Annotated in this window: 14 protein-coding genes; 3 read left to right on the forward strand and 11 right to left on the reverse strand. The window is 61.7% G+C overall.

Features of this window, described 5'->3' with window-relative positions; translation table 11 throughout:
* Together ACY69P_RS06595 and ACY69P_RS06600 are read left to right on the forward strand one after the other, a co-directional pair.
* Positions 1-295: hypothetical protein (locus ACY69P_RS06595; RefSeq protein WP_462326934.1), on the forward strand; the 295-nt coding region annotated here is incomplete at its 5' end.
* A gap of 89 nt (positions 296-384) precedes the next feature.
* Positions 385-2,019, forward strand: coding sequence for a glutamate synthase-related protein (locus tag ACY69P_RS06600; protein ID WP_462326935.1), 1,635 nt, complete (start codon positions 385-387; stop codon positions 2,017-2,019).
* 464 nt (positions 2,020-2,483) lie between these two features.
* Here ACY69P_RS06600 and ACY69P_RS06605 read toward each other — a convergent pair whose 3' ends face one another.
* The 9 genes from ACY69P_RS06605 to ACY69P_RS06645 form a co-directional block, all read right to left on the reverse strand.
* On the reverse strand, positions 2,484-3,239 hold the full coding sequence (locus ACY69P_RS06605; protein WP_462326936.1) for a hypothetical protein: 756 nt from the start codon (positions 3,237-3,239) through the stop codon (positions 2,484-2,486).
* 20 nt (positions 3,240-3,259) lie between these two features.
* Positions 3,260-4,069 carry an AmmeMemoRadiSam system protein B gene (gene amrB / locus ACY69P_RS06610; RefSeq protein WP_462326937.1) on the reverse strand — a complete coding sequence of 270 codons (810 nt, stop codon included), beginning with the start codon at positions 4,067-4,069 and terminating at the stop codon, positions 3,260-3,262.
* Positions 4,070-4,117: 48 nt separating this feature from the next.
* A complete protein-coding gene (locus tag ACY69P_RS06615; protein ID WP_462326938.1) occupies positions 4,118-7,267 on the reverse strand; it encodes a tetratricopeptide repeat protein in 3,150 nt (1,049 codons plus the stop codon).
* Between the two features lie 108 nt (positions 7,268-7,375).
* Positions 7,376-8,383 (reverse strand): sigma-54 interaction domain-containing protein, encoded by a 1,008-nt coding sequence (locus ACY69P_RS06620; RefSeq protein ID WP_459899494.1) that lies wholly within the window; start codon positions 8,381-8,383, stop codon positions 7,376-7,378.
* A 190-nt stretch (positions 8,384-8,573) separates the two neighbouring features.
* The gene (locus ACY69P_RS06625; RefSeq protein ID WP_404844678.1) at positions 8,574-8,918 is read right to left on the reverse strand and encodes a flagellar basal body rod C-terminal domain-containing protein; all 345 of its coding nucleotides are present in this window, start codon (positions 8,916-8,918) and stop codon (positions 8,574-8,576) included.
* A 62-nt stretch (positions 8,919-8,980) separates the two neighbouring features.
* Positions 8,981-9,763: a GTP cyclohydrolase FolE2 gene (gene folE2 / locus ACY69P_RS06630; RefSeq protein ID WP_404844677.1), complete on the reverse strand. Its 783-nt coding sequence runs from the start codon at positions 9,761-9,763 to the stop codon at positions 8,981-8,983.
* 5 nt (positions 9,764-9,768) lie between these two features.
* Positions 9,769-10,188 (reverse strand): nickel-responsive transcriptional regulator NikR, encoded by a 420-nt coding sequence (gene nikR, locus ACY69P_RS06635; protein WP_404844676.1) that lies wholly within the window; start codon positions 10,186-10,188, stop codon positions 9,769-9,771.
* 45 nt (positions 10,189-10,233) lie between these two features.
* On the reverse strand, positions 10,234-10,914 hold the full coding sequence (locus ACY69P_RS06640) for a class I SAM-dependent methyltransferase (protein ID WP_404844675.1): 681 nt from the start codon (positions 10,912-10,914) through the stop codon (positions 10,234-10,236).
* 218 nt (positions 10,915-11,132) lie between these two features.
* On the reverse strand, positions 11,133-11,570 hold the full coding sequence (locus ACY69P_RS06645; protein WP_459899490.1) for a hypothetical protein: 438 nt from the start codon (positions 11,568-11,570) through the stop codon (positions 11,133-11,135).
* A gap of 115 nt (positions 11,571-11,685) precedes the next feature.
* Here ACY69P_RS06645 and ACY69P_RS06650 point away from each other — a divergent pair, with 115 nt between their 5' ends.
* A complete protein-coding gene (locus ACY69P_RS06650) occupies positions 11,686-12,411 on the forward strand; it encodes an energy-coupling factor ABC transporter ATP-binding protein (protein ID WP_462326939.1) in 726 nt (241 codons plus the stop codon).
* 425 nt (positions 12,412-12,836) lie between these two features.
* On the opposite strand, the gene ACY69P_RS06655 is transcribed toward ACY69P_RS06650, so the two are convergent.
* Both ACY69P_RS06655 and ACY69P_RS06660 read right to left on the reverse strand, forming a co-directional pair.
* Positions 12,837-14,147 (reverse strand): MauE/DoxX family redox-associated membrane protein, encoded by a 1,311-nt coding sequence (locus ACY69P_RS06655; RefSeq protein WP_462326940.1) that lies wholly within the window; start codon positions 14,145-14,147, stop codon positions 12,837-12,839.
* A partial coding sequence (locus tag ACY69P_RS06660; RefSeq protein WP_462326941.1) for a rhodanese-like domain-containing protein occupies positions 14,144-14,373 on the reverse strand: 230 nt, incomplete at its 5' end. The genes ACY69P_RS06660 and ACY69P_RS06655, both read right to left, overlap by 4 nt.

Here is a 14,373-nt window from a genome sequence, read left to right on the forward strand (position 1 = left end):
CTTTCCCCGTTCCACGGTGCAAACGCCCGCAGCGGTGAAAATTCGCCCGCAACATGCCGCCGCCTCACGTCATTTTCGCCCTCGCCCCTGCCCACGCATCGCCAAACAGCCAAAACGCCGCACGCGCCGCATCAGCGGCCCTCATGCGCATATGCCCATTTTCATCTCTCTCCATCGCCCCATATGCCATTTTTGCCAAAACACGAAAAAGTGCGCCACGCCGCACCGCCATGCTTTGCACCGGATTGACGCCTTGGGCAAAAGCGATTACTCACTGGAATTCGCAACATTCTAGGGGAATTGCGCAAGGCATAGGGAAGCAGCGCCGCCATACGGCGCGGATACACTCATCTGATCAGAATTTAAGCATTTCATGGAGCTGATATGACGCAGTGGTCGAAAAACAATGATGTTCTTGGCTCTGTCAACCGTGGCAACGCCATCGAGTCCGGTCTGTGCACGCTGTGCCGCGCGGACTGCAAGGGCAAGTGCGAAACGTGGCTGTCCAGCCTTAAGGGGCGCCAGACGCTTTACCCGCGCGACTTCGGCGTGGTGACCGCCGGCAGCGGCAACACCACCCACGTTGGCGTGTCCTACAACTCGCTGCGCGTTCAGGGCACCAACTATGGCGCCGCTGCCGGCGGCGACAAGGCTGCGTGTGGCGACTGTCTGTTCACGGACGTCTCTCTGGAGACGACCTTCGGCAACGAGGTAAAGACCACGTCCCGCGTGCCCTTCATGACGGGCGCTCTCGGCTCCACCTTTATCGCCGCCAAGTACTGGGACAGCTTTGCCATCGGTTGCGCCCTTGTCGGCATTCCCATTGTTGTGGGCGAAAACGTTGTGGGCGTGGACCGCGCCTCCCAGCTGCAGGACGGCCGCATCACCAGCGCCCCCGAGCTGGAACGCCGCATCGACACCTACCTGCGCTACTACGACGGCTACGGCGCCATCATCGTACAGCTCAACGTTGAGGACGCCCGCAACGGCGTGGCCGAGTACCTCGCCGAGAAGTACGGCAACAAAGTTGTTGTGGAGCTCAAGTGGGGGCAGGGCGCAAAGAACATCGGCGGCGAGATTGAAGTCGCCAGCCTTGAGTACGCCCGCTTCCTCAAGCAGCGCGGCTACCTCGTGGACCCCGATCCCGAGCGCCCCGAAGTGCAGGAAGCCTTCAAGAGCGGCTCCATCCACTCCTTTGCCCGCCACAGCCGCCTTGGCTACACGCACCTCAACAGCTATGAGCAGGTGCATGAAGAATTCATGCACACCGTGGAATACCTGCGCAAGCTGGGCTTCAAGCGCATCACGCTCAAGACTGGCTCCTACGGTATGGAAGGCCTCGCCATGGCCATCAAGTTCGCCACGGAAGCCAAGCTGGACCTGCTGACCATGGACGGTTCCGGCGGCGGCACGGGCATGAGCCCGTGGAACATGATGGAATCGTGGGGCGTCCCCTCCATCCTGCTGCACGCCAAAGCGCACGAATATGCCTCTATCCTCGCGGCCAAGGGCCACAAGGTTGTGGACATGAGCTTTGCCGGCGGCTTTGCCAAGTGCTCCAACATCTTCAAGGCCCTCGCCCTTGGCGCGCCGTACACCAAGATGGTGTGCATGGGCCGCGCCATGATGATTCCGGGCTTCCTCGGCTCCAACATCGAGGGCGTACTGCGCCCCGAGCGCCGCGAAGCCGTGTGTGGCAACTGGGACAAGCTGCCCTCCACGGTCAGCGACCTCGGCTCCACCGCAGAGGAAATCTTCGCGGGCTACCACGACGTGGCGCAGAAGGTGGGCAAGGAAGAAATGCAGAACATCCCCTACGGCGCAGTCGCCATGTGGGGCCTCGTGGACAAGCTGTCCGCCGGACTCCAGCAGCTGCTGGCCGGTTCCCGCAAGTTCGCCCTTGACGAAATCACCCGCGGCGACATCGCCTCCGCCAACCGCGAGACCGAACGCGAAACGGGTGTCCCCTTCATCACCGACGTGCAGGACGAAATGGCCAAGCGCATCCTCAACAGCTAGGCCGCCCGTACATCCCGGCGCAATCCATAAAGCGCCCCGCAGACTTTGTCTGCGGGGCGCTTTTTTGTCTGTACGCCTACGGTGGTCAACAGAGCGTTCTCCTCCGTACCCTCCAGCCGCCATACAGCGACACCTCCCCCGTCACCGGCCTCAGGCCGCCCCACTCCCCTACGGACACCAAGCCCTAACGCTGAAGCGCGATGACGTTTCAGCCCACAGTACGTCGCACATTGCGTCATGATTTCGTGTGACAATGTAAGGCTCGCGCGCCGCCCGCACAGCCACGTCATTTCCGCAGGCCGTAGTCTCGCCCTATGTCCGCCTTCCGACATTCTGGCCCTTTACGCTCCGGCGCAAAGCGAGGGGCATCCATCCCCCCCTTCCGTCCTGCGCACAAAAAAGCGCGGCGGTCATAACTGACCACCGCGCTCTGGAGGCGTTTCAAATACTGAGGGAGTCCGCGACTATTTGCCGTCCTCCCCGCCCATTTCGGTAGCCGCGACGGGCACCGTGTAGGAATGGATGCTCCCACCATCACGCACGATGAGGCGCACGGCGTTAATCTGGCGTTCCGCCGGGAAGTAGAGATACCCCACACGGGTGTACTCCGCCGGGACCGGCTCATCATTCCAGCCGTACTGGTCCAATTCGCGCCGGATAACGCGCTTGAGGTCGCGTTCGGAGGACGCATACACGCCGCCAGCGCCGCCAACCAGTGCGCCGCCTGCCGCGCCAATGGCCGCGCCCTTCCAGATATTGTCGCCACCACCAATGGTACCGAGAAGCGCGCCAAGCCCGGCACCAAGGAAGGAACCGAGCGCCGCGGTCTTGCCCGCGTTGGACGCTGTGTTGGAGAAGGTTTCGGAGGCAAAGACGAGGCGCGTGGCCTCTTCATGGTTGTAGGCAAGGTACTCGCCGTCCACACCCTTGCCGCGCGTTTCTTCCACGCGCACCACGGGGCTGGCGTCGCCCTTATTATGAAAAACGAGGAACACCGGGGCCAAGCCGGCATCGGCATAGTCCATGCCCTGCCCAAAATGCTCGTAGGCGACGGCGGCGATATCCCACTTTGGCGTGGTCACCGCACCGGAAACCGTGGCCGGATTCACAACCCGGCGGGGCTGGGGCAAAGGCTTTGTGGGCTGGCAGCCCACCACAAGAGTAAACGCAAGCACCAGAAGCAGAATCTTCGCCGCCCCCGGCCGCAAAGCAGAAATCATGGTCACACTCCTTGCACCGCTTAGGATGCCAGTATTCCGGCGTAGCCGACCACTTTGCTGTAGTCGCCCGTCACATCGCCGGAGGTCGAATACGCCACAAGCCGGGCGCTGGTTGCGCCAAGCTCGCGCGCGAGGAAAAGACCAAGTGTCATCGGCAAAATGCCGCACATGGAAATATCCTTGGACAGGACCTCATGATACAGCGCTTCGGCGTCAAGGGCCACCGCTGCGTTCAGGGCGGATGTGTCGAGTTTTCGGGCTTCCACGTCGCTAAGAAAATGGCTCATGTCCGAGCTGACGACGATGCTGGCAGGCTGGGGGTCCTGCTTGAGGGTGGCGGCAATGCTCCCGGCCACAGCCCGGAGCACATCAATATTCGATTCCGCCACACAGATGGGCACAATCCCAACATCCGGGCGAACCGTGCGCAGGAAGGGGAGCACGACCTCCAGCGAATGCTCGTAAGCATGCGCCACAGTATCGGCCTCCAGCGCGGTGTGGCAGGCAATGACGCGCGCGGCGAGCATTTCGTCCACGGGCACCTCTCCACCGGGAATGCGCCACACCCCATCTGGCCACACGGCCAGCGGGCGGCCATTGCCCGTATGATTGGGGCCCAGCAAAATCACACGCGAGGCAAAGTTCGCCTCGCCCATGGTCTTGCCGCACACGCCCCCTGAAAAGGGATAGCCCGCGTGCGGCACCATGGCGAGCACGGTGCGCTCCGGCATTTTCCCTTCCGCGGTGGACATGCATGATGCGATGTCCTGCTTCAGGGCGTCCGGGTCATTGCTGTAGAACTGTCCGGCGACGACGGGTAGTCTATCCATACTCCCCCTCCGCCCCGCCAGCGCGCGCTGACGGGGATGCTTCCAGCGTTACTGCAACGTTGTTGCGTCTGGCTGATACTGTCGCGTGGCCTGCTCAAGGCTGTCAAGCTTGAGGTCAGACGCGGCCATACGGCCATAGAGCGTATCCGGTGCGGAATCAGCCAGCTTGCCCAGCATTTCGCGCCACTTTTTGGTGTCGCCAATTTTTTTGTGCAGGCCCGCCATGCGGTAATGCAGGGCGCGCAGGCTTGGGTCGCCCTCAGGAATATGCTTTTCATACTCCTGAGACCACTTCAGGGCCTCGGGCACGCGGCCGGAGCGCTCGGTCACATTCACAAGAATGCGCAAGGTATCGCGAATCTTGCTCTGGTCCTCGTCCCTGCGGAGCAAGGTATCAAGGGCCTCCTGCGCGTTGTTGTAGGCAACCTTAAGCTGCCCCTTCTCCTCGGCCTCAAGGGCCATGAAGTACAGGGCGTAGGCGCGCTGGCGCTCGTCAAGCTGGCGGTCCTGCGCCAGTTCCATCCACAGGGGACGGCTCTTGTCCAACTGACCAAGATTCTCGTGCGCAAGGGCCTCGGCGTAGCGCAGTTCGCGGCGATGGTCCGGGGAAAGCTCCCACTCCTTCACGGCGTCTGCGGTCTCCAGCACCTTTTCCCATGCCTGATTTTCCAGATACACGGACAGGGCAAGGCTCATCGCCATTTCCGAGGCTTCGGGAATCTGCGCCTGTTTCAGGAACGGCGTCACGATATCAAGCGCGCGCTCGGGATTGCCGCGCTTCCAGAAGCTGAGGGCCAGGGCCATACGCGCGCCGGGTGAAAGCTGCTCGCGCTGTTTGCGCAGGAAGTCGTTTTCCTCCCACAGCTTGATAATCATGGGGTAGTTTTCCTCGCGCACCAGCGGTTCGACGAACTGGCTAAAGGATTGCAGCCCCACATCCATGGCGCGGGGGAGCAGCTTGTTCTCCGGGTACTTCTGGGCGAAGGCCCGCGAAGAGGCAATGGCGTCGAGGTATTTCTTGTTCCACATCTCCCAGATGCCGCGCTTGAGGTGCGCCAGCGGCGCAAGCGCGCTCTCCGGGTGGTCCGCGATAATTTCGTTGTAAATCTCGGACGGCTTGAGGTTCAGCGGCTTGTCAAAGATGCTGTACATCTGCTCCACGGTGGGAGCGTCGTAGATGCCTTCCTCGGCAAGGCGCATCTTGGAAATCAGCCCGCCCTCGCGGTCCGGGAACTCGGTGACGGCCTTTTGGTACACTTCGCGCGCGGCGGCGGGCTTGTCCGTCTTGACGTAAATATCGCCAAGGCGGGCAAGGATGATGTCCGCGTCGTCGCCCTTGGGGTCGATATTGTAATACGACCAGTAGTAGTCCTTGGCGGCCTCGAAGTTGTCCACCTGATAGGCGGCGTCGCCCTGCAACTGCAGGAACGGCGGGAACTCGATATAATAGCGCGGCCAGCGCTTTTCGATAAAGTCCACAATCTGGAAGGCCTGCTTGTCGTAACCCAGCTCCTTGAGGGACCGGGCCAGACCAAGGGAAGCCTCGCGCACGAACTGGCTGTCCGGGTAGACTTGGACAAGGTACTGGAACTCGTCCGCAGCGCGCTGATAGTTCTTGTTTTTGAAATAGTAGTCACCCCAGTAATAATAGGTCAGGGGGACATTCAGGTCGTTGGGGTACTTTTTGCGCAGGCGGTTAAAGAACGCCGTCGCTTCGGGAATATTGCCAACCTTGAGGTTCAGCACGCCGCGCTTGAGGAGCGCTGTGGGCACGCGCTGGGAATCCAGATTGGAGTTCATGGCGGTTTCGTACGCGCCGTTAATCTCGTCAAAGTGGCTTTCCAGCTCACCCGTGTGCTTGCTGTAGAGCACATCGGCCTTCATATAGAGCGCTTCCTCGCGCATGTCGTCGGGCACGCGGGTATCGCGGGTCAGGATATCCAGCTGTTCCAGCGCGGTGTCATACTCACCCATGCTCTGGGCCGTCTGCGCGCCCAGCATCACTTCCTCAAAGTCCGGCGTCTGCGTCGCATTGGTAGCGTTGGTGGCGTTATCCTCGGCCGGAGTCACGTCCCCTTCGGCCACAACCGTTTCCTCCGGCTGCTGGGGCGATTCCGGTTCAGGCTGCACTTCCGGCTCGGGCTGCGGCTCTTCGGCGACGGGCTGCGGGAGCGCGTCCGAAGCCGCCCTCACGCCGGACATATCATCCTCAGGCGCGCTGAGGGGAGTTGCGTCGGCCTTGGAACCACGATTCACCTTGGCGCGAACGGCCCACGGCATGGACTCGTCACGCAGAAAATCAGCCACCTTTTCGCGCACACCTGTGCCGTTGGCCTTCTGCTCCACCCGCTGCGACGGCACCTTAGCGGCGGCGGAGACCTGCGGTTCCGGCGTGGCGGTGGTATTGGACGCCACAGGACGGCGCACAGCCTGCGGTGTCGTCAGCTTTTGACGCACCTCAGGAACGCCTTGCCCCTTCACCACCCGGCCACGAAAGACGTTGCCGGAGTCCTTGGCCGCGTCGTCGCCACTGTCCACGCGTTGAGACATGGACTTTGACTCGGTCTGATTGGACGCTGCGGCGCGGGAGGGTGCAGTGGCATTGGCCTGAGTGGCATTGGTGCGGGATGGGGCGGCGGTACGGTTCCCCGTCGCATTGGTCTGTGGCGCGGCGGCGCGGCGCGGCGTGGTGGCATTCACCTTCGGCGCGGTACGCGTCGCGTTTTTCGCCTTGGGGGCGGGCTTTTTGGCGGGTGCAGGCGCTTTGACCTGCGGCGCATCGGCCCCTGCGCGCGGCGTCCACCGCGCGCCCAGCGGGTCCGGGAAGACGTCCACCACAAGGCGCGGCGGGTTCTCCAGCGTGAAGGCCACATACCCGAAGGCATCGGTCTTCAGCCCAAGGGTTGCCCCGTCCGGCTTTGGGGTGACGCTTCCCACAATGTTTGCCCCGCCAAGGTCCGGGCGGCCCCCGGTAACGGTGCCCATACCCTCCGGCGCGGCAACAGTCAGACTGCGCTTGCCGGTACGGACGACGTCATACTTTGGCAGGTTGTCTGGAAAGGTAAAGACGACGCGTTCCTTATCCGGGTGAAGCCCGAAGGAATACGACACGGCCCGGCCGGATGCCGGGAAACAAAGCCCCGCAAGGCTTGCCAGCAAGAGGATGCAGAACAGGCTGCTAGTAGTACGAACGCTCACGACAACTCTTTATGCAACAACCATGCAAAACGCTTACAAATGCGTCCTGCACGATATGTCTTTGCCACGGGAAGCCCCAATCGGCGGGGACCGCTGACAGTCACAGGATTACAGGCCTTTCTTCTTCAACTTTTCGATGAGCGTCGTCCGTTTGATGCCGAGGATCTCGGCAGCCCGGTTTTTGACGCCATCGGCCTGTCCCAGGGCCTCCACCAGCAGCTTTTCCTCCACCTTGTCTAGGAAGGCCTTGAGGTCAAGGTCCTTGTCCACAAGGTCCTGAACCTGCGGCCATGCAAAGCCGGCAGGCACAGCTGGGGGCATTTCCTCCATGGGGCGCTCGCGTCCGATGTCCGACCAGATTTTCTCCGGCAGGTCTTCGGGCGTGATGGTATCGCCATCGCAGAGGATGGACAGCCGCTCCATGAAGTTTTCCAGTTCGCGGATATTTCCCGGCCATGAGTAGGACAGGAGCATGGCCCGCGCCTCCGGACCCAGCCTAAGCGGCGCGCAACCCTGTGTATCGGTGAAGCGTTTCAGAAAATGGTCTGCAAGCAGCGAGACGTCGTTCCCGCGCTGCCGCAATGGCGGCAGGTGCAAAGGAATGACGTTAAGACGGTAGAACAGGTCCTCGCGGAAGTTCCCCTTGTTGACTTCGTCCTCAAGGTCGCGGTTGGTGGCGGCAACGATGCGCACATCCACCTGTTGGGTTTTGCTTCCGCCAACGCGCTCGAACTCGCGCTCCTGCAGTACGCGCAGGATTTTCACCTGCAAAGAGAGGTCTAATTCGCCTATTTCATCAAGGAATATGGTGCCGCCGTCGGCCAGCTCAAACCGGCCGGCGCGCGAACGGATGGCATGCGTAAAAGCGCCCTTCTCGTGCCCGAAGAGTTCGGACTCCAGAAGTTCGCGCGGGATGGCCCCGCAGTTGATGGGGACAAAAGGCTTGTCCGCCCTTTTGCTGTTGGCATGGAGTGCGCGAACCAGCAGTTCCTTACCGGTTCCGGATTCACCCGTGACAAGGACCGTACTTTCGGTAGGGGCGACCTTGGCGAGCACCCCGAAGACTTTCTTCAGGGCCGGGCTTTGTCCTATGATACCACTCTTAACGATATCCATTGATCCTCCACATGAGCCCCGGTTGCCGGTCCCCCCTCTGACAAGCACCGGAAACAACGCGTAAAGACACACGCTATCAGCATATTGCTGTCAATACACTGACGCAAAGTCAAGAAAACTTTTAGAAAACCAGGACACACGTATGCCGAATACTGGCTACTGACGGTATTTTGTCAGCATTTTCGGCATCTCACACTTGATTATCAAGAAGCGTACCAAGCATTTCGTCCTGTGTGCGAACAACAGCAGCGGACGCTTCGAAGGCCCGCTGGTTGGACATGAGCGTGGTCATTTCCACGGCTAGGTCCGTCTGCGATGGGGCTGGGGACGGCAGGACGCCGCCCGCGGTGGGCACGGCACTGCCCTCCTGGCTGATATCTGCAACGGCGACGCCGGAATAGTCCGGGCGTTCCTCAAAGTCCGTGCGCGAGGGCATGAACTCCTCGGTATTCACATTGGCAATATTGTTCGCCGTCACGGCCTGCGCCGTGGAGAACGCACTGAGAGCTGATTGGGCTGTGCCTAGCACTTTCATGGGAAAACCGTCCTTTTCGGGTCACGAGGGCACACGAAGACCCCTCGCTGTCTATCAGGTTCTCACAAGTCGTTGTCCATTTCAATAATGGCATACGCGCTGTGATTGTGAATAGACTCCTGGCTCTCCACCTCGACCTTAAACCACGACACCTGCTCCAGCTGGCGCAGTTCGTGCGCCGCCGCGCGCACCACGTCTTCTACGAAGGCGGGGTTGGCGAAGGCGTCGTCCGTCACGCGGCGCTCATCTTCCCTCTTGAGGAGCGCATAAACCGGGGACGACCCGGCGCGTTCGGCAATGCCGATAAGGTCTTCTATCCACACCATACCCTGCGAACGAGTCCGAACCCGCACAATGGCGCGCTGGCTATGCGCCCCGCCACTAGAAATGGCAAGGGAGCACGGGCACACCGTCATAACGGGTACATCCACACCCAGTTCGAAGGTCAGATTCCCATTGTCCAATTCGCCTACCAGGCTGCACTGGTAGTCCATTGGTGCCGCGGTTCCCGTCTCCGGCGCATTGCGCAGAAGAAAGTACGGAAACCGAAAGATCAGGTGCGCACGCTCGGCTTCGAGCCGGGTCCGCACATCCCCCAGCAGGCGCATAAAGCTGGCGTAGTCCAGCTCCTCGCTCCACTCTTTGAGCGCTTCGATGAAGCGGCTCATGTGCGTGCCCTTAAAGCGTGCGGGCAAATCGACGGAAAGGTCGACCTGCGCCACGGTATGCTGCACCTCGCCCTTGTTGTCCCGGTTTTTTACCAGAACAGGCAGGCGCAAATTCTTCACGCCGACTCGGTCGATGGGCAACGCCACATCGGCCGGGCCGCTTTGTACATCCTTCATTGGGTCTATACCAAGTCCTGTCCGGTAGTAGTCAGGCTCAGCTTGCCGTGCTTGACGCCCTTGGTCGAAGCCAGCCGCTGGCCGAGGCTGCGGATTCTGTCCGCAGGGCCTTTGAGGACGAGCACCTCAAGGCAGTTGTGATGGTCCAAGTGGACATGCAGCGTCGAAAGAATAAGCTCGTGCGCCTCGTGCTGCAACTCCGTGAGACGCTGGGAAAGGTTGCTCTGGTGGTGGTCATAGACCATGCTGAGCGTTCCGGCAACTTCCCTATCGGACTCTTCCCACTCTTTCTTTACCAGCGTGTTACGAATGAGGTCGCGAATGGCCTCGGAACGTGTTTGGTAGCTGTGCTCTTCGCAATGCTTGTCGAACTTGTCCAGCAGGTCGGAATCAAGCGAGACACCAAAACGGATCGTCTTTCCCATTGCGTCCTCCGAAATGATCGGGGTTTTCATACCAGACCGTTATGGTCAAGCATTTTTCGTTATTTCAAGGATATGCACGGTCACGGGGTGGCCTTCCCACTGCATGGTTTCGGTGACCACGCGCCGAAAGCTCCAGCCCAATTCTCGCACGGCGCGTTCAAAGGGCTTCGCAACAGCGCGGCCGGGTTCTGCAATCCATGCCACGCCATCCGCCGCCAGAGTGTGGTCCAAAAAATCCGTCACCGCGCCGATAAAGCGCTTTTCGTAGATAATATCCCCGGCCCAGATGAAGTCCGCCGCCCCGGCCGCACACGCGGCGGAGCGCCAATCCATCTGCACCCACAGGGGCTGGCTGACGCCGTTGAGCGGCGCATTGCCGTGGGCAAAGACCAACGGCTCATATTCATAATCAAAGGCCAAAACCCGCGCGCCGTACAACGCGCCCACAAGGGCTGTCAGCCCAAGGCCGCACCCCATGTCCACCCCAACGCGGCCCGCGATGCGCTCGCGGTTTTGCGCCAGCCAGTTGGCCAGCACCACGCTGGAGGGCCACAGTTCGGCCCAATAGGGCAGGCGCTCGTCCTGTCCAAAATCGTCCTCGCCAATGCTCTCCCACAATGTTTCAAGGTCGGCCGTGCGCTCAATAAGCCACGTCCGCCCCGCCGCGGTCACCTCAAGGCGCTGGCGCGGTCCGTTCACATCAATGTGGGGGGTTTTGTCCTGCATAATCGTGTCACTTCCTTACAAACGTGGGATGCAGCAATTATTGCGCTCCACTCCACGTCCGGCGCTACACCCGCGGTAACACGATGTCAATAGAGCCAGCATACAACGCACCATTTTTCACACGCAGAATATGACACCCTGCGCCGAAAGCGCACGGATTTCGTCCTCTGGCGGGCACCAAAGGGGTATGCATGGCCCGGGGGAGGGCTCGGCATAATTTAATACGGCGTGGAGCGCAATATCAGCACGCCCGTGGACGCCTGACACAGGGCAAGCGCAACCAGCAGCACCATGCACAACCCATGAAACACGGGGAGAAGAAGCCGCTTGGCACGGCGCACATGCATCAGCCAGCCCGCGCCGCCGCCCAGAACGAGCAGCGGCAGGATGTACCAAACCGCATTAACGAAGTGCCACCCCGTGCTGCCAAGCTCGCCGGTACGGTGCCACGCAAAATACATCCCACCCGGCATACCGAGCACCATCCCCAGCACCACCACAGCGCCAAGAAAAACGTGCCGCCCGTACGCGAAGCGCGCCTTGTGCCCAAAATGCAGCATTCTCGCGCGCTGCGTTCCCGTATAGAATACATACAGGGCCACAAGAATAAGCACGCCCATAAGGGCCGGATGAAACATGTGAAGCAGCTGATGCATGGTGCCTCCAGAAATCTTTCCGCCCCCGCGCATGAGGGCCCACACCGGGCTGGACTAGGGGGCGGGGCATGTGCAACTGTCTGTTCGCCCTACGACTTCAAGCGAGACTACCATAATGATAACAATCCACAACGTCTGCTTCAGCTACAGTGGCGCCCCGGCCACGCTTCAGGATATTTCCCTGTCCATCCCGGCGGGCAGCATCGTGGTGCTTGCCGGGGCCAACGGCTCAGGCAAAACCACCCTGCTTTCCCTGCTGGCGGGACTGCTGTCGCCGAAATCCGGGAGCATTGCACGCGGCCCCATCACCACACCCGGCGATGAAAAGGCCTTCCGGCGCAGCGCCGGGCTGCTGCTGCAGGACGCGGACCTGCAAATTCTTGGCTCCACGGTGGAGGAAGACCTGCTCCTTGGCGGGGCAGGACCACAGCGCAGCGCCGCCGCCCGCGACATGGCCCAGCGCTTTGACCTTCTCCAGCAATGGCAGACCCCGGTTCAGCACCTGTCATGGGGGCAAAAACGCAAGCTCTGCCTTGCCGCAACCCTCCTGCGCGAGCCGGAATTCCTGCTCCTTGACGAACCCCTCAGCGGGCTGGACTACCCCGGCATGCGCGAAATGCGCAGACTGATTGAAGACAGCAAAGAGGCCGGACTCACGCAGATTATCACCTCGCATGACCTTGCCCCGCTGGTGGACCTTGCCGACATCATCGCCGTGATGCACGGCGGAAGACTGGTGCGCGCCGGACGCCCGGAAGAGGTGCTGAACGGCATTGCAGAATATGGCGTGCGTCCACCGGACAGCTGGACCTTGGACCGCACCCTGCGGCGGTGGGAATAGCTATGCAGGACGGAAAACGCCTTGCGCCCACAGCCGCCGCGCCCCAAGCCAGCGCTACACATGGCGGCCCCGCCCAGCTGCCCCACTTCGTGCTGGACCACCGGGTCCGCATCCTGCTGGCCCTTGGTTTTGGCCTGCTTATCCTGCACACCGGGGCGGTAGGCCTTGGCGTTTTTGCCGTCGCCGCCGCGGCGTTGACGGCGTTTCTCAGCCGCCGGTCTGCGGCTGACCTGCGGCTGACCGCTGCGGCGGGAATTTTTGTGGGGCTGTGGACCGCGGTGAAGTGCCTCGTGGAGCTCTGGAGCGGTGCGACCGTTGCGGCGGCCCTGACAGAGAGCGGCCTGCTTGGCCTACGGCTGGGGCTGCTTATTCTGGTGGGGCTGTGTCTTGCGCTGTCGTCTTCGCCGCGTAAGCTGGGGCTAGCCTTAGCGTGGATGCTGCGCCCAGTGCTTGGCCGCCGCGCGTGGAGCGTCGCCCTCGCCCTTGCGCTGATGATCCACTTTTTGCCGCTGACGTGGCAAACCTTTGCCCGCTTGCGGCAGACCATGCGCCTGCGCGGGACCGACGTACCGTGGCGGCAACGCCTTATCCTGCTTCCGCAGGCCGCACTCCGCGCCCTTAGCCAAAAAACATGGAACCAGACCATAGCCATTGCCTCGCGCGGTCTGGACGAAGAAGCGGCGTGGCGGGAACCTTTCCCGGCCAACGCCGCTCATTGGTGCTGAGGAAGCGTCGCCCTTCTTGCCGGGGTCTTCATCACCCGGCTGTGACGACTCCGGCTGGGCCGACTGGCCGCCGTCATCGCTGACGGCGTCGCCCTGCCCGGCTGGGGCCGCATGTGGAGTGCCGGGCACAGACTCCTCCGCGTCCGGCTCTTCATTCTCCGAGTCCGGTTTTGCGTCCAATTCAGCGTCCGGTTCACCCTCTGACGCGGCAGGTTCAGGGTCCAGCGCGATGGGCTCAGGCGCAGATTCGGCCTGTGGCGAAACACCTGCCGCATCGCCACCCTCTACCACTCCGTCAGCATCCACAGCGCGCTCAGCATCCCCAAACCGGGGAGCCGTTGAAGCGGATTCGCCAAGAGGCGTATAGCCAGCGGGAAATGCGCCGCCATCAGCGGCCACGCCGTTTCCCGCGCCCTGCGCCGCGCTGTCCAACTCCGCCCACGGGTCGCTCGCTTGTCCCGTCTCAGCCTCCACGCGAGGCATTCCGGCCACCGCGCCCGCAGGTGCGGCATACGGCGCATCCATCGTGGCGAGGGTTCTGCCACGGCGCTGGGCACGGCGGATGTCGCGCTGCAAGCGGTGCGAGCGCACTTCTGCCGCGTGCTCCACAAAGCTGCGCCACATCACAAGGATAGACAAGACCAGCAGGGCGGTATCACGCCAGACCGAGTACATCATCTCGCCCTTGGCGTCTGGGCGCACCGAAAAGCAGCCACAGCTGATGTCCAGCCCGCGGGAGACGTTGTACCACATGACAATGATGAACACCGTCAGCATGCCGGTGATGAGCACGGACGCGCCGCGCACGGCCACGCCGCACACAAGGGCCGCGCCGCACACAAACTCCAGCCACGGCAACACCATGGACACGGGATTAATCGCCTCGGGCGGCAGGATTTGGTAGTTCTGCACCACCTGCGCAAACAGGCCCGGCTCCAGTATTTTCATGACGGACGCGGCCATGAACACCACGCCAAGGACGATGCGTCCAAAGTCTTCCACTCTGCTCATTCGCTCTGCTCCACGTCGCCCTGAACGTCCTGCCAGCCTTTGAAACCGGCCTCGTAGATCAAAATATTGGTGTAGCCCAGCATCCGCAGATTCTCGCCCAGCTCGTGGCTCATCATACAGCTGGCGGAGCTGCAATAGATGACAAGGGTGGTTTCGTCCTCGGGCGTGCCAAGCACGGCCTCCACCTCATCGGCAAACATACCCGGGGCAATGTTCACCGCGCCGG

The sequence above is a fragment of the Desulfobaculum sp. genome (assembly GCF_054921475.1).

Coding starts and splice junctions, on each gene's coding strand:
- ACY69P_RS06600 (WP_462326935.1), top strand. CDS start 385: ATGACGCAGTGGTCGAAAAACAATGATGTTCTTGGCTCTGTCAACCGT.
- ACY69P_RS06605 (WP_462326936.1), bottom strand. CDS start 3,239: ATGATTTCTGCTTTGCGGCCGGGGGCGGCGAAGATTCTGCTTCTGGTG.
- amrB (WP_462326937.1), bottom strand. CDS start 4,069: ATGGATAGACTACCCGTCGTCGCCGGACAGTTCTACAGCAATGACCCG.
- ACY69P_RS06620 (WP_459899494.1), bottom strand. CDS start 8,383: ATGGATATCGTTAAGAGTGGTATCATAGGACAAAGCCCGGCCCTGAAG.
- ACY69P_RS06625 (WP_404844678.1), bottom strand. CDS start 8,918: ATGAAAGTGCTAGGCACAGCCCAATCAGCTCTCAGTGCGTTCTCCACG.
- folE2 (WP_404844677.1), bottom strand. CDS start 9,763: ATGAAGGATGTACAAAGCGGCCCGGCCGATGTGGCGTTGCCCATCGAC.
- nikR (WP_404844676.1), bottom strand. CDS start 10,188: ATGGGAAAGACGATCCGTTTTGGTGTCTCGCTTGATTCCGACCTGCTG.
- ACY69P_RS06640 (WP_404844675.1), bottom strand. CDS start 10,914: ATGCAGGACAAAACCCCCCACATTGATGTGAACGGACCGCGCCAGCGC.
- ACY69P_RS06645 (WP_459899490.1), bottom strand. CDS start 11,570: ATGCATCAGCTGCTTCACATGTTTCATCCGGCCCTTATGGGCGTGCTT.
- ACY69P_RS06650 (WP_462326939.1), top strand. CDS start 11,686: ATGATAACAATCCACAACGTCTGCTTCAGCTACAGTGGCGCCCCGGCC.
- ACY69P_RS06655 (WP_462326940.1), bottom strand. CDS start 14,147: ATGAGCAGAGTGGAAGACTTTGGACGCATCGTCCTTGGCGTGGTGTTC.